This is a genomic window from Cohnella mopanensis, from assembly GCF_022352055.1.
Taxonomy (GTDB): Bacteria; Bacillota; Bacilli; order Paenibacillales; family Paenibacillaceae; genus Cohnella; species Cohnella mopanensis.
The window spans coordinates 615235-638300 of sequence record NZ_JAKRWM010000001.1 but is presented as its reverse complement, the minus strand read 5'-3'; the positions used below and the strand labels follow the sequence as shown (position 1 = coordinate 638300).

21 protein-coding genes are annotated in these 23066 nt (G+C 50.0%); 4 read left to right on the top strand and 17 right to left on the bottom strand.

Annotated elements, in window-relative coordinates; all coding sequences use genetic code 11:
- Positions 1-11 precede the first annotated feature (11 nt).
- Positions 12-1166 (top strand): Ger(x)C family spore germination protein, encoded by a 1155-nt coding sequence (locus L3D05_RS02915; RefSeq protein WP_239614398.1) that lies wholly within the window; start codon positions 12-14, stop codon positions 1164-1166.
- A gap of 4 nt (positions 1167-1170) precedes the next feature.
- Here L3D05_RS02915 and L3D05_RS02910 read toward each other — a convergent pair whose 3' ends face one another.
- Both L3D05_RS02910 and L3D05_RS02905 read right to left on the bottom strand, forming a co-directional pair.
- Complete coding sequence (locus tag L3D05_RS02910) at positions 1171-1842, bottom strand: GNAT family N-acetyltransferase (protein ID WP_239614396.1); 672 nt, start codon at positions 1840-1842, stop codon at positions 1171-1173.
- Positions 1843-1858: 16 nt separating this feature from the next.
- Complete coding sequence (locus L3D05_RS02905; RefSeq protein ID WP_239614394.1) at positions 1859-2515, bottom strand: GNAT family N-acetyltransferase; 657 nt, start codon at positions 2513-2515, stop codon at positions 1859-1861.
- Between the two features lie 299 nt (positions 2516-2814).
- Between L3D05_RS02905 and L3D05_RS02900 the strand changes: the two genes are divergently transcribed.
- Positions 2815-3306 (top strand): C40 family peptidase, encoded by a 492-nt coding sequence (locus L3D05_RS02900; protein ID WP_239614393.1) that lies wholly within the window; start codon positions 2815-2817, stop codon positions 3304-3306.
- Positions 3307-3418: 112 nt separating this feature from the next.
- On the opposite strand, the gene L3D05_RS02895 is transcribed toward L3D05_RS02900, so the two are convergent.
- The 14 genes from L3D05_RS02895 to L3D05_RS02830 form a co-directional block, all read right to left on the bottom strand.
- The gene (locus L3D05_RS02895) at positions 3419-4774 is read right to left on the bottom strand and encodes a HAMP domain-containing sensor histidine kinase (protein ID WP_239614391.1); all 1356 of its coding nucleotides are present in this window, start codon (positions 4772-4774) and stop codon (positions 3419-3421) included.
- The gene (locus L3D05_RS02890; RefSeq protein WP_239614390.1) at positions 4771-5469 is read right to left on the bottom strand and encodes a response regulator transcription factor; all 699 of its coding nucleotides are present in this window, start codon (positions 5467-5469) and stop codon (positions 4771-4773) included. Before L3D05_RS02890 ends, L3D05_RS02895 begins: the two co-directional genes overlap by 4 nt.
- A gap of 35 nt (positions 5470-5504) precedes the next feature.
- Positions 5505-6686, bottom strand: a complete 1182-nt coding sequence (chrA, locus tag L3D05_RS02885) for a chromate efflux transporter (protein ID WP_239614388.1) — start codon at positions 6684-6686, stop codon at positions 5505-5507.
- Between the two features lie 108 nt (positions 6687-6794).
- Positions 6795-8414: a serine/threonine protein kinase gene (locus L3D05_RS02880; protein WP_239614386.1), complete on the bottom strand. Its 1620-nt coding sequence runs from the start codon at positions 8412-8414 to the stop codon at positions 6795-6797.
- A 106-nt stretch (positions 8415-8520) separates the two neighbouring features.
- The gene (locus L3D05_RS02875; RefSeq protein ID WP_239614385.1) at positions 8521-9543 is read right to left on the bottom strand and encodes an SAM-dependent methyltransferase; all 1023 of its coding nucleotides are present in this window, start codon (positions 9541-9543) and stop codon (positions 8521-8523) included.
- Positions 9540-10319 (bottom strand): ABC transporter ATP-binding protein, encoded by a 780-nt coding sequence (locus L3D05_RS02870; protein ID WP_239614383.1) that lies wholly within the window; start codon positions 10317-10319, stop codon positions 9540-9542. Before L3D05_RS02870 ends, L3D05_RS02875 begins: the two co-directional genes overlap by 4 nt.
- Entirely contained in the window at positions 10316-10636 is a 321-nt protein-coding gene (locus L3D05_RS02865) for a thioredoxin family protein (RefSeq protein ID WP_239614382.1), read from the bottom strand. Before L3D05_RS02865 ends, L3D05_RS02870 begins: the two co-directional genes overlap by 4 nt.
- The gene (locus L3D05_RS02860) at positions 10629-10967 is read right to left on the bottom strand and encodes a cyclic-phosphate processing receiver domain-containing protein (protein ID WP_369417940.1); all 339 of its coding nucleotides are present in this window, start codon (positions 10965-10967) and stop codon (positions 10629-10631) included. Before L3D05_RS02860 ends, L3D05_RS02865 begins: the two co-directional genes overlap by 8 nt.
- Before the next feature lies 1 nt (position 10968).
- Positions 10969-11817 carry a deoxyribonuclease IV gene (locus L3D05_RS02855; protein WP_369417931.1) on the bottom strand — a complete coding sequence of 283 codons (849 nt, stop codon included), beginning with the start codon at positions 11815-11817 and terminating at the stop codon, positions 10969-10971.
- The gene (gene mutM / locus L3D05_RS02850; protein ID WP_239614378.1) at positions 11818-12636 is read right to left on the bottom strand and encodes a bifunctional DNA-formamidopyrimidine glycosylase/DNA-(apurinic or apyrimidinic site) lyase; all 819 of its coding nucleotides are present in this window, start codon (positions 12634-12636) and stop codon (positions 11818-11820) included.
- Positions 12637-12690: 54 nt separating this feature from the next.
- Positions 12691-13542, bottom strand: coding sequence for an HAD-IIA family hydrolase (locus L3D05_RS02845; protein WP_239614376.1), 852 nt, complete (start codon positions 13540-13542; stop codon positions 12691-12693).
- Positions 13543-13551: 9 nt separating this feature from the next.
- Positions 13552-14862: a ribonuclease H-like domain-containing protein gene (locus L3D05_RS02840; RefSeq protein ID WP_239614375.1), complete on the bottom strand. Its 1311-nt coding sequence runs from the start codon at positions 14860-14862 to the stop codon at positions 13552-13554.
- Positions 14859-17144, bottom strand: coding sequence for a DEAD/DEAH box helicase (locus L3D05_RS02835; protein ID WP_305037395.1), 2286 nt, complete (start codon positions 17142-17144; stop codon positions 14859-14861). The genes L3D05_RS02840 and L3D05_RS02835 overlap by 4 nt, the downstream gene beginning before the upstream one ends.
- 291 nt (positions 17145-17435) lie before the next feature.
- A complete protein-coding gene (locus tag L3D05_RS02830; protein ID WP_239614373.1) occupies positions 17436-18407 on the bottom strand; it encodes a metal-dependent hydrolase in 972 nt (323 codons plus the stop codon).
- A 184-nt stretch (positions 18408-18591) separates the two neighbouring features.
- Between L3D05_RS02830 and tlp the strand changes: the two genes are divergently transcribed.
- A complete protein-coding gene (gene tlp / locus L3D05_RS02825) occupies positions 18592-18813 on the top strand; it encodes a small acid-soluble spore protein Tlp (protein ID WP_239614371.1) in 222 nt (73 codons plus the stop codon).
- Between the two features lie 82 nt (positions 18814-18895).
- On the opposite strand, the gene metH is transcribed toward tlp, so the two are convergent.
- Entirely contained in the window at positions 18896-22351 is a 3456-nt protein-coding gene (gene metH, locus L3D05_RS02820) for a methionine synthase (protein WP_255807194.1), read from the bottom strand.
- Positions 22352-22495: 144 nt separating this feature from the next.
- Here metH and L3D05_RS02815 point away from each other — a divergent pair, with 144 nt between their 5' ends.
- A complete protein-coding gene (locus L3D05_RS02815) occupies positions 22496-23035 on the top strand; it encodes a cupin domain-containing protein (RefSeq protein WP_239614369.1) in 540 nt (179 codons plus the stop codon).
- The last annotated feature ends 31 nt before the right edge of the window (positions 23036-23066 follow it).

The following is a 23066-nucleotide window of genomic DNA, read 5'->3' as shown; positions in this document are numbered from 1 at the left end:
CTGATCCGGCAATGAAAGGAACAAAATCGGTCTGCTTTCTGTTCGTCATGTGCCTATTCGCGAGCCTATTGTCGGGATGCTGGGACTATAAGAACATAGACCGCATGAACTACTCCACGACGATGGGGATCGACCACGAGAATAATCAATTTATCGTTTATTTGCAATCGATCAACTTTTCCGGTATTGCAAAGAAAGAAGGTTCGAGCCCCCCGGATCAGCAACCTGAGATCGTCGGCGTCGGCAGGGGCATTTCCATTGGGGATGCCTTATTCGATCTTTACCAATCGGAGCAAATCCACATTTATTACGGGCATATTAAAGCGCTCGTCCTAACCAAAAAGGCTTTGAAGAAGATCGGCATAGTGGATCTTACGGATCTAATCAACCGCTATAGGGAAATCCGCTATAACCTGTGGGTGTTCGGTACGGAGGAACCTTTGGAGCGATTCCTTTTCTACCATCCCTTTTTCAATCTGTCTCCCTACGATTCTCTGCTCATGAAACCTCTTGAAACTTATAAGCAGTCCTCTTACATCAAGCCTGTCTATCTATACAGACTCCTTGCCGATTATTACGAGAAAGGTAAAACAGCTATGATTCCCGTTGTAGCGACCGAGAAGTCGGCTTGGAAAGAAAACGGAAAACCGCTGCCCGTATTAAAAATGAACGGGATGTATTTTTTCAGCAATGAAAAATGGTCGGGAGAGCTGGATGAAAAACAGTTGGAAGGCAAAAAGTACCTCGACCTGAGAATGAGTCGGGCACCGTTAATTGTTTATGAGAACAACAAACCGATCATCACCTTTATCGTTCAAACGAAGAAGGTCAAAGTTCGCTATTCAATGAACGGAGGTCGGTTGTCTTATAGGCTTGAAATTAAAGTGAAGGTTTTTCTAGATGAAATGCTCGAAAATAGGACACAGAACGAAATGAAAACGAAAGTTAAAGAAGCCCTAGAGAAGAGCATCCGCCATACGTACGAATCCGGATTAAAACTCCATATCGACGTCCTTAATCTCGGATATTCCGTCTATAAACATCATTATTCGGACTGGAAAAAATACATTCGGGACAGCGAGGCCATCCCGAATATTGAGTCTTTTCAAATAGACGTGCAGCTTATCCATTCAGGCAAATACAAAGGCAAAATCCACAAACGTTAAGAAGTTACAAGGGTAGAAGTTCGATTGCTGCGTGACCTTCCAACTTTTCGATCATGTCCAGCCACTCCCGAGGTTTATTCGGAAGGGCAGTATAGTACTCCCTAAGGAACTGCGCTATAAGACTCGCCGGCAGTTCCCGTAAAGTCTCGTCCGCCGGCAAAAAGCCTAAATCGAGCTCCGTTACCGCCTTGCCTTCATGATCCCAGGAAGGGTGCACGTATGTGAAATTCAGCTTCTCATAACCGATGTGCGACAGCACTTCCCTCCTTACCGCGGGATGCATTGGAAGCACATTGCCGAATTTGAACGACGATACCGCATGAGGGCGATAGATTTCAGCGAACATGCCGATCGAAGTCGTGCCGCTCTCACGTTGAAGACGTTCTAGATCGCGGGCTCGATTAACGTATAAAAAACGTCCGATGCCGAGGCCCATCGTTCCGATAATCGTAAAATCGGTCATCGCTACGCGTAGATCGGCATAATAACGATATTCCGTTGCCCCGACGACATTACCCTCATGTACGGCCACATAAACATGAATATCCGGATCCTCGATCGGTTCCTTCCACAATTCGAACGCCAATACTTCCTCGGCCGGAAAAATCGAACTCATCAATCGGTGCATCGACACGAAATTAGGATCCTCTATTGAACTTACTCGAATATATTCCATCAATTCTCGCTCCTTCTCACTTGAAAGGGTTTCGCCATTCCATTAACGCTGCATAATGAGCGGATTGTTCATCTTCTAAATAGTTAGCCAATAGGCCAATCGGCAATCTTCCGCAATTCAGCAAAAAAGTAAGTACAGCATCGTACCTTGACCCGGATATCACCTCATCCAAGTATTGTTGAGGCGTTAGCAGATGTGCATGCTGTTGATACCCAGGCATTCGCCCTCCCCCTAGCAAACGATTGCAGCCGAGATGGACAACCGTCTCATACATCGACTGCATGAGCCATTTGCCTAATCCGAGCTTGCGATATTGTGGGGCGACGCAAATATCTACGACATAGAGAGTGTCGCCATCTGGATCATGGTTTCTAATGAAGCCTTCATCGGTAACAGATGCCCAATCATGAGGTATGCGATCGTCCAATGTTATCCGCAGAGCGGTCATGGATCCCGCAATTATACCTTCAACCTCTACGCACAAGGCACCTTCCGGAAATCGGGTGACATGCTCAGTCAACTGCTCCTCATTCCACCATAGCTCAGAAGGATACGGCGGAGGAAAGCAAAGTGCCTGAAGAGAGATTAAATTCGTAAAGTCCCCCCTTTCATAATTTCTGATCGTCACAGGAAGCAGGCGGTGACCGTCCGATACTCTTAGATGTTTAAGCACAACGACACCCCCATCCCAAAACTATGTGTTAGATTACATGACTAAATACCCCATACCCTCTACCTATTTTATAGGAATTGATAGAGAAGGGGCAAGTTTCATGCTCTTGATTTGATGGCAGATGCATGCGCTTGAGGTAGATATGTACAGGTTATGAGTAAATTCTCATCGTTTTCTAAGAAAGCGACTCAAACCGTTCTTATGCCCACGCATGTTCTCTCTTTGGAAAAAATTAGGAACTCTCTGTTTTGTTATACTCGAACCCATGCATCTGTATTATATATGGAGGGAATTACAACATGAGCTTCAAAAACGCATTCGTCCGGAAAATAGCAGGCGTCAGCCTTTGCGCAGTCATTGGATTTACCGGAATCGCGCTAGGACAAGCCCCACAGGCTTCCGCGGCAACGACTTCTAAGGCAGACAAAATCATCACGCTCGGCAAAAAATACTTAGGCGTGAAATATCGTTTCGGCGCCCCATCGGGCTCTACATCCGCATTCGACTGCTCCAGCTTCACGCAATATGTGTACGGTAAATATGGAGTCAAGCTGCCGCGCGTCTCTAGCTCACAAGCCAAACGCGGTTACAAGGTAGCGAAGAGCAATCTGAAGAAAGGCGATCTCGTATTCTTCAACGTCGCACGTACGGGTAAAAACATTGGTCATGTAGGCATCTATGTCGGCAACAACAAAATGTTGCATACGTACGGCAAGCCTGGGGTTACTTATTCTTCGATTAACACATCTTACTGGAAATCCCATTATGTGACTGCACGTCGCGTGCTATAATCTCTATTTATTATCTTATTGCTATTAACGTCTTAGTTTCGCGTAAAGTTGCACAACAAAAACCGGCATATTTCGGAAAATCCGAAACGCCGGTTTTTTGCTGATCTCGGAGCTATATTTTACGCGGCAACTGAATGGAGATTGTCGTCCCGTTTCCTGTTTTGCTGTATACTTCCACGTTTCCTTCGTGAATATCGATAATTTTCTTGGCTATCGATAAGCCGAGTCCGCTTCCTCCCGTTGACCTATGCCGCGCTTCGTCAACCCGATAGAATCTCTCGAACATGTACGGGATTTCGCTTTCCGGAACGCCGATGCCGTAGTCGGTAACTTCGAGCTTGATTCCGTTCTTCTGATTGCGAATGCGAACGTCTATCGGTTCCTTGCTATACTTGATCGCATTATCGATCAGGATGAGCAGCAATTGCCTGATTTTTTCCTTATCGCCCTTCATATGTACGGAATGGCTATCGGAATGAACCCGGATTTCTCTCCGGAACGTTGTTCCGAGCACTTCGGAAAGTTCCCTAACAACAGTAGTCACTTCAAACCGCGATACGTTCAGCCAATCATCCTGTTCGGCTTCCGCTAACGTGAGCATGGAACGAATCAGATTTTGCAGCCGCTCGGTTTCCCTGGAGATCGCCTCGATCGCCTCGTCCCGGACTTCGACGTTATCCCTGCCCCAGCGTTTAAGCATGTCGGCGTAGCTTGAGATGACCGTAAGCGGAGTTTTCAGCTCGTGGGAAGCATCCGCGACGAAATGCTTCTGATGCTCGATCGTACGGTCCAGGCGATCAATCATTTGATTAAAGGCTCTAACCATTTGCTGGAGTTCCACCGACTCTTCCCTGCCGTTCAGCTTGACCCGGTATAGCTTCCCGCTTCGGTCGATTTCTCTCATCGTTTGGACCATCTGGCCGATTGGCCCCGTTAATCGCGAAGTGAACCAATAGGTTCCGAAAATGGCAAACACGATCGCACCTATGCTTGTAACGCTTAATGCCCCTAATAAGATTTGCAAATAACTATCAAGAACCGTCAAGCGCCGCGCCGCTTCCACCGTTCCGATGAGATGCCCTTTATCAAAAAAAGGCATCGATAAATAAAGGACCCGTTGCCCGTTAATTTGACGAGTCTCTGATAGATTATATACCTGCATTTGTGGAGGAATATTCAACAGCTCGTCGTCCGTTCCAACCTTGTTCACGACTCGCACGTCGCCTGAGACGATCCTTAACATCTCGTTATAATTATACATGTCGCTAAGAAGCTTCGGGTCCTCCAGCCCCCGCATTCCCTGCTTCCTCAGCGTCTCGATGATCAGGTCCGCTTTGTTAGTAAGCAATTGCAGCTCGCCGCGCGTCGTTACCCGTATCACGAAAAAATAAACGAAAATGTTATAAAGGATCAGAATGAAGATAAGCCAGAAAACCGTGAATAAGGTGAACCTTGATCTGAGGGTCATGCATCCGGCTCCTTCAGCATATATCCGACTCCGCGTACCGTATGCAATAGCTTATGGCGGTAACCTTTGTCCATTTTTTGCCTTAAATAACGGATGTAGACGTCTACGACGTTCGTATCCCCGATATACTCGTACCCCCACACATCCGACAAAATTTCGTCCCGTGTTTTCTCTCCGTTCTTATGTCGGGCTAAATACAGTAAGAGTTCGAACTCCCGAGGTGTCAGTTCAATAGAATGGTCTTTACGATATACTTTGCGGGTTAAGAGCTCGATGGACAAATCTCCAATCCGTATAACGTCCTCGCTCTCCCCTTCCCGGGAAGCTTTGAAGATGCGCAACAAATTCCGCACCCTTGCAAGTAGCTCTTCCATGGCAAATGGTTTTGTAATATAATCGTTCGCCCCATGCTCGAAGCCGCTCACCTTATCCGGTACTGTATCTCTAGCCGTCAGCAGAATAACAGGAACGACTCCGTCGTTCTGCCTTAACCTGCGCAGCACCTCGATGCCATTCAACTCGGGCAGCATCACGTCAAGCAGGATGAGATCCCATTCTCCGGATGTCGCCATCTCCAATCCTTTACGTCCGTCCGCGGCCCTGCCGACCCCGTAGCCTTCATGCTCCAATTCCAACTGGAGAATTCTTGCAATGGCATCTTCATCTTCTATGATCAAAATATTTTCATTGTTCATTTCAGTCACCTCATATAAATATGTGTATGTCCGCCCTATAGCAACCATCCAAACGCTGCAGCCAGTATCACGAGCAACCAAGGCGGGCATTTCCATACGACAAGCAGTAAAAACCCGATTCCTACAAGAAGTATATCCAACTTATCGTTCACTGAGCTCGTCCATACTGGATCATAAAGAGCGGCAAACAAAATTCCAACGACCGATGCGTTAACACCGTTCATAATCGCCCTCGCCCGCTTCCGAGAACGCAACCGAGACCAGAAAGGCATAACACCTGCCACGAGTAAAAAGGAAGGAAGAAAAATGAACACCAACATCACGACTGCCCGGATTAGTCCCTCCGTACCATTAGATGAGATGGCGCCTAAATATGCAGCGAACGTGAACAATGGACCCGGCACCGCTTGTGCAGCTCCATATCCCGCCATAAATTGTTGTTCATTAACGATTCCCGTTACAGTCAGCTGATCATGCAGCATCGGAAGAACGACATGCCCTCCACCGAACACGAGAGCGCCCGCTCGATAGCCAATGTCGGCTAACTGCCATAGCGGACCCTGATATAACGCTGAAAGTACGGGTAGAAGAACTAATAGCAGCATGAATATAACAAGTAACCCAATCCCTGCGGCACTTTTCATACTCGTCTCTGAATCGTTAGACGACGCTACCACCTGAGGTTTCAACCATAGAGCTCCGACAATTCCGCAGGCGACAATGGGAATGATCTGACCCGTTGTTCCGGGTATCAGAATCGCGCAACACGCTGCAAAAGCCGCTAATGCAATTCTCGGTTTGTCTGGCGTCAGCGTCTGTGCCATGCTCCACACCGCTTGCGCGACCACGGCAACGGCGGCGAGCTTTAAGCCCGCTAACCAACCGGAGTCTACGATACCTCCCCACTGCAATCCAAAGGCAAAAGCAATGAGCAGCAACGCGGATGGAAGGGTAAATCCTAACCAAGCGAACAATCCGCCCAGAAGCCCGGCACGTTGAATGCCGATAGCGATGCCTAGTTGACTGCTAGCCGGCCCAGGAAGAAACTGACATAGCGCTACCATATCACCGAATGATTGTTCGGACAGCCATTTCTTGCGAACAACATATTGCTGTCGAAAATATCCGATATGGGCTACCGGTCCTCCGAACGATGTCATTCCAAGCTTTAATGCCGTTAATCCTACTTCCAGCCATCGCAACCGATTGCCCGACACTCTGATTTCTCCCCTATTTAACGCTTTCTCCCGTCTACATTGTATCATGACTGTCAAAGGCTTGGAAAATCCGTCGAAAAGAAGGAATTATCGGAAACACGTCTTCCCTTAACGACTCTTGGCGTAAGAGTCGATCCAGCGTTGAAAAGCCTGGTGTACTGTCTGCTGCGCATGGGGCTCAGACGTTATTCCTTCTCCTCTCCAGAGCGAATGAAGCATAGTCGGACCTCCGAGATCGGGCAAGTATACGTCCGGTTTTACAGGAAACAAGGAAAGCCATTGCTTCCTATCGGCAAAAGGTTGATCGCGATTGGCAATCCAACTATTCTTAATATTGCGTTGCAGGGCTAGTTGGAGCAATTCCATGCAAGATGCTTGCCTTCGGCCGGACCATTTCGCGGGATAACAATCCGCAACCATTATGAGATGATCCACAGCTCTAGTTAGCCAGTCCCTAATATGCGTTTGTCCCCAATTGCTGGATAGGTCTAACAGAACGATTGGTGCTCCGAGCTTGCGAAGCCAACTGGCAAAAGCCGTCTCCGGCGGTTGTGTTCCGAATTCATTCGGATCTAGCGGATAATATGCCGCTTTGCCGTTTCGCCAAGCCGGAGCCGTAGCTTGAAGTCCGTTCGCATGTGCATAAACGGCGCCTCTGGGCATTTTTCTCGCTCCGTTAAGGAGTGTGTATAGCTCGGAATCGTTGCCCGGACACTCCACCAACGCGTGGGGTATCCCTATTCCGGACAACGCCGAAGAAAGGGCTAGCGAAGCAAAGGTTGCCCCCGCGCCGGGATAAGCGGATGCGATGCCGATCACGATCGTACGGTCCTGGTTTCCGTATTCATGCGCTTGATAGGGATCGAGGATCAGACTATGTAACTGCCGTTGGGACAAAGGATGGTCATTAATCTGCTGATGGATCGCGATGAAATCGCCATACAGCTCTGTTGCCGATTGCGGCCGGGCGGCCGGTTGGCTGGCGAGTAATCGTTCTAATAAGAAAATAAACTCCGAGGGAACATCCTCCTGAAGCACCCGCTTCAATTCCCCCCGATGGCGGATCGCGAATTGTCCTCCGGTTAATAGAAAATAGGCAAGCGCACCAATGCCGTACAGATCGGTACGGCCGTCCGATTGATCCCCTCTTAACTGTTCTGGGGCCGCGAAACCTGGCGTTCCGAGCTGTAACGTATCGAATTGAACATCGTCCCGATATCTTCGGGCAATTCCGAAATCGACGAGCATCGCTTTATTATGCCGATCTAACAGCACGTTAGCAGGTTTTAGATCGCGAAATACGATGGCTGGCGTCTGCGCATGCAAATAAACGAGAACTTCGCATAGCTCCGTAAGTACACCCAGCACGAATGGAAAAGGTAACCGAAACCCGAATCGCTCCCATCTTTCTGCTAACGTATCTCCCGCGATATAATCCATCACGATACAAGCAACGCCCTCTTCATTAGGAGGATAATAATCCACGATCGCCGGAAGATGCGGGTGGTCTAGCTCGCTCAACAATTGCGCTTCCGGAAGGAAACTCATTCGCTCATCCTGAAGAGGGCGGGTTAGCTTCAATGCTCGCGTTTTCCCGCCGAGACGAATATCCTCCGCTAAATAGACGCGCCCCATCCCTCCCTTGCCGATCGGCATAACGATACGATACCGTTCCCCGTATAACTGACCCGGTGCGAGCATAAGGCCATCTTGGCGTTGTTCCTGCATTTTAATTCCCCTCTTCTATGAGTAAAATAAAAAAACCGCACCACGGAACGGAGCCTTGCATACGCAAGACTTCGCCCGGATGCGGGATGCTTTCCCGATTCGGAGTTTATTTTCTCTTCACCCACATTGTAACTTCTTCCCGATTATGAAACAACTGTTTTACTTTGCGAATGTCGAATTCATGGCTATAATCCTCCATGAGCTCTTGAATGCTCTGGAGCGGTTTACGGTACATCAGCTTAAGCGTTATGATCCCCGAGGCCCCGGCCGACATCGTTTGCGCAAGCTCGGAGACGATCCGGCAAGTGTGATACGGATCCCAGCTCATGTCGCATACGAGAAGATCGAAACTACCTGGAGCGAAGGATACATCCGCCGCATTTCTCCGAATATGGCGTAAATTCGGGTGCAGCTCCAGTGACGGATCCATTTCAGCAGGATCTACGGCAGTTACCCTTAACCCTCTATCCAGAAGGACGGAGGTCCATCCTCCGGGTGCGGCGCCTAAGTCGAGAGCATTCGAGAAACGATTCAAAGGCAAATCGAACTCCCGCTCAGCTTCCAGCAGCTTAAATGCCGCACGAGAAATGAGGCTTTCATCCTTGCGGAATCGAACGGCTCCTCCCGGCCAATCCGACAGATTGTCCCGAGGCAATGAAAAACCCATATACAGCTTCTTCTTCGTCGCATAGACCGAAAGGATCCAATCCGCCTCGCGGGCTACCGCTTCTCCGCCTAATTCAAGTATATCGGGAACGATAATGTCCCTGCCTTCGGCTGAGGAATAAGGGAAGGGGCTGTTCTGCTCCTTACGTACTTGAATCGCGACTTTCTTACCCTTCACTCGTTCTCCCAATGTCCTTGCGTAAGCCTTCAACGCTTCAGCTGTATCCTCTATGTTTCCAGATACGTCGACTTCCGCATCGATCGGGAAAAAATGTCTGAGGAAAATCGGCTCTTTACGCCGAAGATCGGTAATCAACTGATCCGCGTCGACATCTCCGCTCGTGAAGGAAAACGTTTCTCCAGGCGCAAGACCCGATAATTTCGTCCCTTGGATGCGCCTGCGCAGCTCGTCCATGGCGTAGGGGGAAAATCCGGGATTAGCTGTACCGACATACGTTTTCATCGTCCTGCCACCTTCCCGACTTCAATCCAAGGCCGGTCATCCTTCCATTTGATCTCGATTGGAAGATCGTAGGCCTCTTGCAGTTTGTCCGGCGTAAGAACATCCCGTTTATGTCCTGTCGCAACAAGCTGGCCTTGCGCCATTAACGCAACATGAGTAAATAACGGAATAATTTCTTCGATATGATGCGTTACGTACAGCATGGACAAATTGTTGCCCGTTAACTCGGATAAAGCATAAAGAAACTTCTCGCGTTCGTATAAATCCAACCCCGCGCAAGGCTCGTCAAGAATAAGCAATTGAGGAGAAGCCATCATCGTGCGCGCTAACAAAGCTTTCTTACGCTCTCCCTGAGATAACGTACCGAACGGTTGCTCCGCAAGCGAACGCAAGCCTACACGCTCAAGTTCACCGTAAGCTCTCTCCCGAACTTCATCCGCTACTTCCTCGTAGAAACGCAAATAAGCGAACGCTCCGCTCGCGACGATCTCCCATAGTGGATCCCGTAACGTCATTTTTTCGATCAACGATGGACTTATGTATCCGATTTGCTTACGAATTTCACGAACGTCGACTTGTCCATAACGATTGCCTAGTACATCAACCTTACCGGATGTCGGGAATAAATAACCCGTTATCATCTCCAAAATCGTGGATTTGCCGCAACCATTGCGTCCTAGTAACGTCCAATGTTCCCCAGGATTTACCTTCAAATCGACTCCGCGAAGAATTTCCCGTTCTCCCCTACGGTAAGTTAAGCCTTGTAAATGAATCATACTTTATCCCTCTCTTCCCTTAACTGTTCCACCAGCTCCGTGACGGAGGGGAACCGATATTGTTTCATCCATGAACCGTCATTTCGTTTCATCAACAGGCAAGGCACGCTCTCGATCTGGAACGTCTGCGCCAAGTCGGGCATGACATTAATGTTCGCCGACATTACTTGCACCTCCGGCACGATTTCCGTCGCCACTGCTAACATGCGTTTTGCCGCTAGACATGTGCCGCATAAAGGCGTGTGAACGAATAAAGCGAAAGGGGCTGGTGTGAAGGTCCACTCTCTCTTCCAATCGTTGGAATCCCACTCACGCATTCCGTTGCTCTCCAGCCGCGATCGCTTCCAGTACCGAAGACGGCATCGGTCCGTCATGGATAATGACGCCTTTCGGATCTGCCGCCCTTAACTCTTGCACCATCTGGGCACGCCCCATTTGGCTAGACGAATGTACGTAAATTTCTTTCGGAAATTTGCCGCTTACGATAATTCCGCGGACGACGGCAAGGCCATTAGGCTCACCCATGCCTAACTCGAAATCGAGCGATAACAGATCGACGTCGCTGACGGACAGAAGCAACAAGCATTCTTCCGCCGAACGGGCTACGACGAATCCGCGCGGACACGGCCGCACGTCATCTAAGTACACGTTAATCAAATGGTTTCGCCTCCCCCGACAATTGCTGCACGAGCATAAGCTGATTCCGATGAGTCCCCTCTATGTCTGTCGGCGTTTCCAAGACGAAGGGAACATCGCTCAACTCTGGCGTTGCTAATAATTCTATAAACCCATCGCGTCCGATCCAACCCTCGGCAATCGCAGCATGCCGATCCTTGCGCGAGCCGGAAGGATAACGGGAATCATTCAAGTGGATCGCCCGAACATGATCCCAGAAGCGAAGCTTTCTCGCTCGCTCCGCGAACGATAACCACTCTCCCGGCCTCCATTCTCCGCTAGCGAACAGGTGGCACGTATCGAGACAGAATCCGACTTTCTCCGGTTGATCGATTAACGAACGAATCTGCACTAATTCTTCCGGCGCCGTCCCCATCGATCCGTGATCTCCGGCTTGGTTTTCCAACAAAATGAGGGCATTGCCGTGCCATTGCTTAGTCACGCTATTGATCCATTGTATGATATTCCGATAACCTTGTAACGGATCATTCCCCTTGTAATGGCCGAAATGAACGACGACCCCGATCGATCCGCAAGCTTCGGCGATATCTAAATCGTTGAGCGTACATAACGCCATCGATTGAGCCGCTTCGCCTTCCGAAGCCGGGTTTACGAGATACGGCCCGTGGGCGATAGAGCGGATATCTTTCATCCTGCACCAACTCGCGCATTTCTGGGCGTCGGATTGGTTAAACGCTTTAGGAGCAAGCGTGCGCGGATTTTTTGGAAAATACTGAAAGGCGCTTCCGCCTATGGATACCGCGTATTCAGCCGCTTTGCTAAACCCTCGTCTCGTGCTTACGTGGCTTCCTGCTCTCATCATCTAGGACTGCGGCTGACAATGAGGACAGAAGAACATCTTGCGGCCCGTTAACGTCTCCAGCTTGATTTCCGTACCGCAGTCATCACATGGCTCGTCTTTCCGATCATAGACGCGGCAACGTTCATTGTAACCGCCAGTTAGCTTATCGTCGGGCGTAAGAGGATGTTCCATGTAACCTCCCGCTTCCTTCGCCTCCATTAACACTTTGCGCATCGAGCCATAGAGCCGTTCAAGCTGCTCATCATCCAATTCATTTGACGACAAGGCAGGGTGAATCTTCGCATCGAAACAAATTTCGTCGCTATAACAGTTCCCGATGCCCGCTAGAAACCGTTGATCCGTTAGCGTCGTCTTCAGCTTTCCTTTTTTGCTAGTGAGCCGTTTCTTGAAAGCTTCAAGCGTCAAGCGCGGATCGAACGGATCGGGGCCTAGCTCTTTTAACTGCTCGATAGCCGCTTTGGCGGTAATCCGGTGCAGGTAGCCAAGACGCAATCCGCCGAAATAAAGCGATGAACCGTTGTCGAAAGCTAATATGACCTGAAAATGGCTATCCTTCTTCGGACCCTGTTCGCCATAAGCAAGCCATCCTCCAAGCATAAGATGAAGATGCAAGCGACGACCGTCGTCCAGATGAAACAGCAAATGCTTGCCTTTGCGTTCCACGAAGAGAATACTTCGGTCAATTAAGCCGGATTTAAATTCATCAACCGGCTCATTGATGGTCGCTTCTCGATTGACGGTTACGCCTATGATCTTCTGTCCGCATAGCAGCTGCGATAGTTGAGAGCGATAATGCTCCATTTCCGGTAATTCCGGCATTTGATTTCTTCCCTTCTGCTCATGTGTGCTCCGTTGGTGCTTAAGCGCGATTGTTCAGGATTTCGATATCCATAACTCGTTCAACAGCCGTTCCAGTTGCTCCGGTCCTTCGCATACCGCGTCCGGAGAAACTTCCGCCGCCGCGCAGTGCTCTTGCCAATTATCCGCCGTGCATAGTCCTGTCAAGACTAAGATCGAAGGACATCCGGCATTGCGAGCCGCCGCCAAGTCGGTATAAGGATTATCCCCAATGACCCATGACCTGTCCGGGGTCGTGCCGGAAATTTGCAAGGAATAGTCCATGAGTATCGTCGAAGGTTTGCCGATAACGATCGGCTCGATTCCCGTTGCCGCTTGCAGCATCGCTCCGAGACTGCCCGCCCCGGGAAGAAATCCTCCGTCAACCGGCAACAGTCGATCCGGGTTCGTCTGCACGAATGCGGCTCCATCGAGTATATACTTCACGGCGGTAGTGATTCGATCGTACGTTAGCTTACGATCTAACCCCTGAACGACGATCGCGGCACGCCGGTCGGTATCGTGTTCCTCTAAGATAACTAGCCCGGCTTCCGTTAGCGCTGCTCGCAACCCATTTTCCCCTATTACATAAGTATCGGCACCGGGATAATGCTTCTGTACATAATAGGCGGCCGCCAAAGCGGATGTGACGATTGCTTCTTCTTTCGCGGGAATTCCCATAAGCTTTAGATGCTCTGCGACTTCCGAGCTTGTCCGCGTGGAATTGTTCGTTACGAACAAACAGGGAACACCGCTACTCTGCAATCCGGATATCAAACGATCCGCTCCCGGAATCGGCTCGTTGCCACGGTACAAGGTTCCGTCAAGATCGAACAGAAGCGCTTCCGGCGCTTGGTATTCCTTATTCTGATGAAGAAAAGAATTCATGGTGTGATCTTACTTCCTTTCGCGCGTCACTTTATTCTTCAGCCTTGTTACCCTGTGCTGAAGAGTTTCCTTCTCATCCTTACGCTTTGCTGCATCGCTAATAAACTTTGCCCTGCGATATGCTAATTCCAATGCTTTCTCCGCATATATTAATGCCGTTAACGGTTGCTTATCCCGATGTTCGTAATAGATGGCCAGCTCTATATGGGCATCCAACTTCGGTAGCGACGAGCTTTCGGCTTTCTCCGCAGCCCTTCTCCATAGAGGCAATGCTCGCTCATGCTGTCCCGCGCGCTTGTAGCGAGCGGCCAAGGCCAAGCTCCAGCCTCCGCTGTCCGCGATATCCTCCATCTCGTTCAGTTGAACGAACAACCGTTCCGCGGCTTCTAGGTTGTGATGCTGTTCCAGCCAACATGCCGTCCGAAATAACTCTTCGCCTTCGATTCCCTCGCGTGAACGCAAGTCGATGCCGCCGCTTAAAAGAAACCCGAAATGAACGCACAGCGATGCTAACGTCAAGATATCCTTCTCATTATGGGTGTATACGCCGTGCAGATGGGTAGCATTGCCATCGGCCAAGTACTGGAAATATAATGCCGGAGCCAAAGATCCTGGAACATCTTCGCCTCTCTGAATGCCTAGCCTGGCTTCTTCAACCATGCTAAGACGGCAAGACGGCAACGTATTCCGCCATAAAGCCCTCGAAGGATGAAGAAAATCGAGATGTCCCGGCTCTTGTCCGCTTTGTCTCCATCCGTTCAGAATGAACCGGTTGACGAGAACGGGCCAATCGAACGTTCTTCCATTATAAGTGACTAAGTGCGTCTTGTCCTTCATATGTCCCAACAAATACGTGAGCATCGCTCTTTCTTCGCCGGGATGCCGAATAAGCGTCTGTTCGACGACAAAAGCTGTCTCGGTATAATAACCGAATCCGATCATGAACGGAACGTTACCCGTGCCGACGCCGAGTCCGGTCGTCTCCGTATCTAGAAACAGCAACCGGTAAGGATCGATCGCATCGACCGGGCTTTGCCGGTTCTGACGCGTTGCAATCGGATGCAAATGCGAAGCGCATGTCAGCATATCGGCCAAGTCATATCGTCCGTGCCGGTAAGGGAACGGATACTCCACCCTTCGGAGAAGGAACTGGCCCGACTCGTTGTCGATGAGCCGTACCCCGATCTCTATAAATTCAGGCGACAAGTTGGGGATTTCCGGGGTAGCCGATAAATCCAGCGATGACGTAGTTTCATCAGTCGTCGGAGCTTCCGCCGAGCTCGAACGCAGACGCCCCAGCCTTTCCCGTAACCCGCTCATGATCGCTCACTCATCCCTTGTAGTAGAGATAATGCCAAATCTTTGCCGAGCAGCCCTACCTCTTCGATCGGTCCAACGCATGCCGGGCAACCGCTTAAACAGCCGCAACCGCGAATGAGCCTTTGAGCTTCTTCCAACAGCTCATCATGTTTCTCGTAAAGCCTTTGGCTAAGGCCGATTCCTCCGGGATAACGGTCGTAGAAGTAAATAGTAGGCCGCTTCGTATGCAGCGCCTTCACCTGAGGAACGACGCGTATATCGAGCGGATCGCACATCAGATGCAGTGGAGCCAGATGGATAAGGACGTTGGCGAGCCCCAACAAAGCCATCTGCATATCATTCGCGCTCCGCTTGCCTGATTGCTCCTCCGAGAAGGAGAACCAATACCCGCTCGTATGCAAAATCTCTTCCGGAAGATGGATCGGTCCCGAGCCGATATTCTCATGGGTTCTTAAGCGGATTTTCTTGAAAATCGTTGGCTTGGCCATAACCGTTACTTCGCCGAACTGACGCTCCAACGGTCCCGAGGTCGATTCCAGGTCAACGTGAAGCACCTTCAGCTCAACCGCCAGATTCGCGTCCGTAAAGTAGTCCACGTTCACTTCTCTGACGTATGCCTTTTTCTCCGGATAATCCAGCTTCTCTACTTGGTATTGTACCCCTTCGTGCAAGTAAATCGCTTCTTCGTGTATAAGCGTCGGAGCGCTGAACCGGTCTACTTCGCCTATAACGCGATGACCTTCGGTCTGGTCGATGATCACGAAATTTTCCTGAGCTGCCGAGCGAAGCGAGATGTTGTGGGCAGGGAATGCCTGCTCCATCCAATACCACCGGCTTCCTACCCGGTGCAGCACCTTCTCCTCGGCCAGAAACTCTAGAAGATCCGTCAGCTTCTCGCCGCCGAAAACGTCCCCTTCCTCGAAAGGCAGCTCGTAAGCGGCGCACTTCAAGTGATCTAAAAGAATGAGCAGATTATCGGGATGGATTCGAGCTTCTTCCGGCGGACGGCCGAGAAAATAATCCGGATTCTGAATTAAATATTGATCAAGCGGATTGCTGCTGGCGACGAGGAAAGTAACGGAGCTTCCTTGCCTGCGGCCCGCCCGCCCGGATTGCTGCCACGTGCTGGCAATCGTTCCCGGATAACCGTTCAGAACGCATGCTTGCAGCTGGCCGATATCGATGCCTAGCTCCAGCGCGTTCGTGCTAACGACGCCGCGTATTTCTCCATTGCGCAGGCCGCGCTCGATTTCCCTGCGCAGCTTAGGCAAATACCCTCCGCGATATCCTCTTATGGACTTCTTGCCTAGCTCGTGTTTGATATTCTCCTGAAGATACGTAAGCAAAATTTCGACTCTCACCCTGCTTCGGGCGAACACGATCGTCTGAATACCACTCTTAAGCAGCATAGCCGCCAGCTTCTGCGATTCGAGCACGCTGCTTCTCCGAATACCAAGTTGCTTGTTCACAACCGGCGGATTATAGAAGACGAGATGCTTCTCACCCGTCGGAGCGCCATTGTCGTCCACAAGCGCGACAGGCTCTCCAATCAGCCGTTCCGCATGCTCTTGCGGGTTACGTATCGTCGCCGAAGCGCATAGAAACTGCGGTTCGCTGCCATAGAAACGGCAAATCCGTTTCAACCTTCGGATTACGTTGGCGACATGGCTTCCGAACACGCCGCGATAGGCATGCAACTCATCTATAATAATGTACCTGATGTTTTCGAATAGCTTAACCCATTTCGTATGGTGCGGCAATATCGCCGAGTGCAGCATATCGGGATTCGTGACCACGATATGGCCGGCGTTGCGGATCGCTTGGCGCACGGTAGGAGGCGTATCGCCGTCATAGGTGTGCGTCTTAATATCGGCTTCCATCAGATTAGCCAGCTCTTGAAGCTCGGCCACTTGATCTTGCGCCAACGCTTTCGTCGGAAACAGATAGAGGGCTCTGGCGCTATCATCCTCCAACAGCTTCTGGATGACAGGCAGATTGTAGCAGAGCGTTTTGCCCGATGCGGTCGGCGTAACGGTTACGACGTGATGACCGTCGGCAACGGCTTGGAACGATGCGGCTTGATGCGTATATAATTGCGTAATGCCCTTCTGTTGCAATGCTTCAGCTAGCTTCGGATGCACCCGTTCCGGCATTGGAACGGAACGCGAAGGCTTCGCGGGCTGGGTATGCCAGTAGGTTACGTTTTCCATTAGCTCCTGTCGGCTTCGCAGCAGCCCGAGCCACTCCTCCACCGACTCCGTTTTTTCCGTCCACGGATTCATGGCCATTCTCCTAAATTCATAATATCCTTATTGTACAGAATACATGTTCGTACAGCAACGGGAGACTCAAACCGATTTTCGACAAACGAGAATGCCGCAAGCATTAAATATCCCCCCTATTCGCATCTTTAGAGCCCATTGCGACAATTCGTGTCGGCTCCTGCGCTTTCCCGGGAAACTATTTATTTCTCTTGGCTATAACCCATTAACATAGCATAAATAACGAACCACCCTTCGATAGCTGCTCTCAAAGGAGCCTAATCGAAGGGCGGTTCGCATTTCTCAATAAGGTTAAACGTACGGGGCTTCCCATGCTTTCTTGTACCAGCCGATCCGTTCATTCATAACGTTGAATTGATCGTCTAATCTGACTTCGGCACGGTAAGGCCAATCTTTTTCCCGCCAAAATCGTAAATCGGTCCACGTAACCAAGTAACTGCCATCCGGTTCAACCGACCAGCTTACGTATTCGCGTTTCGCGAACCCTCGTAACGTTCTAACCACATCGACTTTACGCGTTGCTTCAACGCAATCGTGATGCTTACTCAAGGGAAGATGCTTGCAAGGCAGCCACCTTCTTCCGGCGATGATGCCCATCTCGTAACCCTTGTCCGTCTGGACGACATATTGCCACCGAAACCACCAAAGCCCAGGAAGAACATGTACTGCGCGCCAACGACGGTACCTTCTTCTGACTCTTCGTAACACAACTTCGTGATGGACGATTCTCCAAGCGATATAGATAAGCGTCAAACCCCAAGCGATCGTGCACGCCCACCTCGATATTGGCCCAATTCCATTAAAGACTATCATAACAGCTGACGAGGCATGAACGACAACCAGCAAGGGATCCGTTAAACAGAGAGCATCCAGATGCAGCCATTCCTTGCGATAAGGACGCATAAATTGTACGCCGTAGGCATTCGTCCAATCGAACAATACGTGTAGCGCGACTGCCGCGAAAGCAAAGCAAAATAATAACAATAAATGGTTCCCTTCTCCCCATGCCCATGACGCAATCCCGCCGATTGCGCCAGCCCATAGAAACCAAGCGGGTATAGAGTGGCTTAACCCTCTGTGATTTTTAAGATAAGCATCCTCGCTCTTGATCCGCAGGATCGAATCCAAATCGGGAGCATGCGAGCCGACGAGCGTGACGGTCAATACCGCTGCCCCCAGCTTAGGATCTGACGCAACTTCGGGACTGTACAATGCAAGACCTGCCAACGTGGTCCCGAATAACAAGTGAGAACCGGTATCCAATCGTCATTGCCCCTCTCGTTAACGTTACCTTTAACATAACAAAGGACTGTTAACGACAGATTATCCTAATGAATGCTTTTGATTATTGTCGCGTCATTCCCATAGGTCGCGAATAGCGAGGACAGCTTTGAACCATACTAGTCGACGGGCAAGCAGCCTCATTATGACGAAGGAGTGATTACAGATGGCCAAACCAGACGACCGCTCGGACAACGTCGCCAAGCTTCAAGAAGCCGTTCAGAACACGAAAGATAATTTAGAGGAATCCGAACATTATTTGGATGAGCATTCTGAAGAACTCAACCCGCAGGAAGCGGAAGTGCTGACCGCCAAAAATGAAGGACGGCGTAATGCGATTCAAAGCATGAACAGCGAGATTGAAGATGAGAAGAACGCCAATACGTAGCACGCATCGCTAAAGAACATTAAACATAGTAAAATCCCCGAATGAGCGCCGTAATGGGCTCATTCGGGGATTTTGCGTTATGTTATACCTTTTCGACGTTAAAGTACTGCGCTTCCGGATGTGAGAATACCATAGCGGATACGGATGCTTCCGGTTCCATCATGAAGCCTTCGGTCAGATGAACTCCGATATCTTCGGGACGCATAAGCTCGAACAACGGAGCTTGATCCTCCAAATCCGGGCAAGCCGGATAACCGAATGATACCCGTATGCCTTGATACCTAGCGCCGAAACGTTTCTTCATCGTCATATCCGCAGGGTCTGGGAAGCCCCAGCTATCCCGCATAATATGGTGAACTCGTTCCGCTAGGCCTTCCGCGACTTCCAGCGCGGTAGCAAGCAACGCATGTGAGCGTAAATAATCTCCGCTATCCTTCCACTTCTCCCCTTGCTCGCGCGCGCCTTGACCCGCCGTTACGACGAGGAAACCGACGCTATCCATTATTCCGCTCTCGACGGATTTCAAGAAGTCCGACAGACAGAGGAACGGTTCAACCTGCTGGCGAGGGAACGTAAACCGCTTCAACACGCGGGTTACATCCTCTGGATCATAGATGACAATGTCGTTGCCATCGGACTGAGCCGGGAAGAAACGATACATCGCTTGCGGATTTAACCAACCTTGCGACTGAGATTGCTTCATGATGTCGTCAACCGTTTCTTTCAAGTTCACGGTTCTTTCGTCCCCAGCGGCAATCAGCTCATCCACGTTGCCTTTCAAGCCTAGATGGTGGCCGAGCAGCATCTGCATATTCACATAGGGAAGGACATGGGACATAGGGTAGTCTCTGAGCACATGCCGTTCATAATCCGGCGGAGTGAATACAGGCGCATCCGGTGAAATGTTAGAACGGCGCGCTCTCGTCAATTCCGGAAGAACTTTAGCCGGTTGTTCGGCTTCTTCCGCCAGTTTCGCTTGTGCGGCCCAGTGTTCTTCGATGATGCGAGCGCGATGACCCGGATCGCTCAACTTGTTGGCAATATCAAGACCATCCATCGCATCCTTCGCGTATAAGACGACTCCGTCATATTCCGGTGCGATACGGTTTTTCGTGAACTTGCGGGTTAACGCCGCTCCGCCAACGAGAATCGGAGCATCAATGCCTGCACTGCGCAAATCCTGTGCCGTGATGACCATCTGCTGTGCCGATTTAACGAGTAATCCGGATAGCCCGATCGCATCGGGATTTTCCCTGCGAGCCGCTTCGATGATTTGATCCGGCGGTACCTTGATCCCTAGGTTAATGATTTTGTAGCCGTTGTTGGACAAAATGATCTCGACGAGATTTTTGCCGATGTCATGGACGTCGCCTTTGACCGTTGCGAGCATGATTTTGCCTTTGACAGCCGCATCCGCCTTCTCCATATGCGGTTCCAATTGAGCTACGGAAGCCTTCATGACCTCCGCACTTTGCAATACTTCCGCTACGATCAGCTCGTTATTGTTAAATAAGCGGCCTACCTCCGACATACCGGCCATCAAAGGCCCGTTGATAATGTCCAAAGGCGCATATTTGCCCAACGCTTCATCCAAATCGGGAGCAAGCCCTTCTTTGCTTCCTTCGACGACGTAATTGGAGAGACGCTCTTCAAGCGTAAGATTATCGACTTTAACTTTCTTCTCGACTTTCTTATCGCGGAAAGCGGCCACGAATGCGGCTAAAGTTTCATCGTTCGTATTGTACAACAGCTCTTCGGAAAGTCTCCGTTCGTGCTCCGGAATGGATGCGTATCTCTCCAGCTTCTCCGTGTTGACGATGGCATAATCCAATCCCGCCTTCGTACATTCATAGAGGAAGACGGAATTCAATACTTCACGTCCTGCTTCCGGCAAACCGAAAGAGATGTTACTAATTCCGAGAATCGTCTGACATTTCGGCAACGCGGCTTTAATCAATCGAATCCCTTCGATCGTTTCCTTAGCCGACCCGATATACTGCTCGTCTCCCGTTCCGACAGGGAATACGAGCGGATCGAAAATCAAGTCCTCCGATTTAAGCCCGTATTTGTTGATGAGCAAGTCATGGGAACGAATAGCGACATCTCTCTTATCTTCCCGGGAGATCGCTTGCCCTCTCTCGTCTATCGTACCTACGACGACAGCAGCTCCATAGCGATGCAGAATCGGAACGATCTTCTCGAATTTCTCCTCGCCATCTTCAAGGTTCATGGAGTTAATTATCGATTTACCTTGAATATATTTCAAAGACATGTCAATGACGGCTGCATCCGTCGTATCGACCATAAAAGGCACTTTTACTTTTTTCGTAGCGAAATCTAGAAACTGCTTCATGTCGATCGATTCTTCGCGGTCCGGGTCCTGTAGGCAAATATCGATAACGTGGGCCCCGGTCTTCACTTGGGCTCTGGCGATTTCCGATGCTTCCTCGTATTTGCCTTCCGCGATCAACCGTTTGAATTTACGGGATCCGAGTACATTCGTGCGCTCGCCGACCATGTAGGGACGGTTGTCGTTCTCGATATACACCGTTTCGATACCGGATACAGCGGGCGGATGCTCGCCTTCGATTGTACGCGGTGGCAAATCCTTCATCGCTTCGGCCATTGCCGCAATATGAGCCGGAGTCGTTCCGCAGCAACCACCCGCAACGTTAAGCCAGCCCTGTTCGGCGAAACCTCTCATTTTCTTCGCTAATGAATCGGGGGACTCGTGGTAGTTCCCGTTCTCATCCGGCAATCCGGCATTCGGGTAACAGCTAACCGCTGATTTCGCGATTCCGGATAACGTCCGAATATGGTCGCGCATGAATTCCGGACCCGTTGCGCAGTTCAGCCCAATCGAGATCGGATTCAAATGCTCTAGAGAAATATAGAAGGATTCAATGTTTTGTCCGGCAAGCGTAGTTCCCATCGGCTCAATCGTACCGCTGATCATGATAGGCAGCTCTTGGCCCATTTGCTTGAAGGCTTGACGAACGCCAATACTCGCGGCTTTAACGTTTAATGTATCTTGGCAAGTCTCGATTAATATACAATCGACTCCGCCTTCGATAAGCGCTACGACTTGATCTTGGTAATCGGCGATCAATTGGTCGAACGTAACGCCGCCCGTAACGGAAAGCGTCTTAGTCGTTGGACCAAGCGCACCCGCGACGAACCTAGGTTTGTCGGGCGTGGAATATTTATCGCATGCCGCACGGGCTAACCTAGCTGCGGCAAGATTGATTTCCCTTGCTTTCTCCGGGATATCATATTCGGCAAGAACGACGGCCGTTGAGCCGAACGTATTCGTTTCGATAATATCCGAGCCTGCTTCCAAATATGCTTCATGTATGCCGGAGATCACATCCGGACGAGTGAGAACAAGGAGTTCGTTGCAGCCGTCCAAGTCTTCGCTGCCGAAATCGTCCGCAGTCAAATTCGCTTGCTGGATCATCGTTCCCATAGCGCCATCTAAAAACAATATTCTCGATTTTAATGCCTCTTGCAGAGACGGTTTATTTTGCGTTAAAGTCATAATTAGGTCGCTTCCCCTGTCTGTCAAATCATTAAACTCTATACTAACAGAATCCTCCATGAACGAAAAGATGCTCATCGACATAGCTAGGGAATTGGACTATAATAAAGGCATTAATTCATATTGGGAAAAGAGGAATTAACTATGGCACAAATTCGCATTCGCAATACGAACGAACGTATTGAAAATGAAGATCAAGTACTTGAATTTCTGACCAAACAAAATGTTCTATACGAGCACTGGGACGCAACTAAGCTTCCAAGTCAGCTTCAAAATAAGTTTTCCCTGACGGACGAAGACAAAAACACGATCCTTTCCACTTATGACGAAGAGATTCGTGAAATCGCCGGCAGACGCGGTTACAAAGTTTGGGATATCGTTGCTCTTTCCGAAGATACGCCAAATTTGCCTGAAATTCTGAAAAAGTTCGAGCAAGTGCACACTCACACAGAGGACGAAGTACGTGCGATTACGGCTGGACGCGGTATTTTCATCATTAAAGGCGACGAACAAACCGGCTATTTCGATGTAGAGCTTACCGTTGGAGACGTCATCTCCGTTCCGGAAGGCCAGCCTCACTTCTTTACTCTAATGGATAACAAAGCTATCGTCGCGGTTCGTCTCTTCATCGAGCCGGCAGGTTGGATCGCGGATCCTTTCGAAGACCCTGCTTTCGTCAAGTAATAACGGAAACCCTTACGCAAGACGAAGGAGC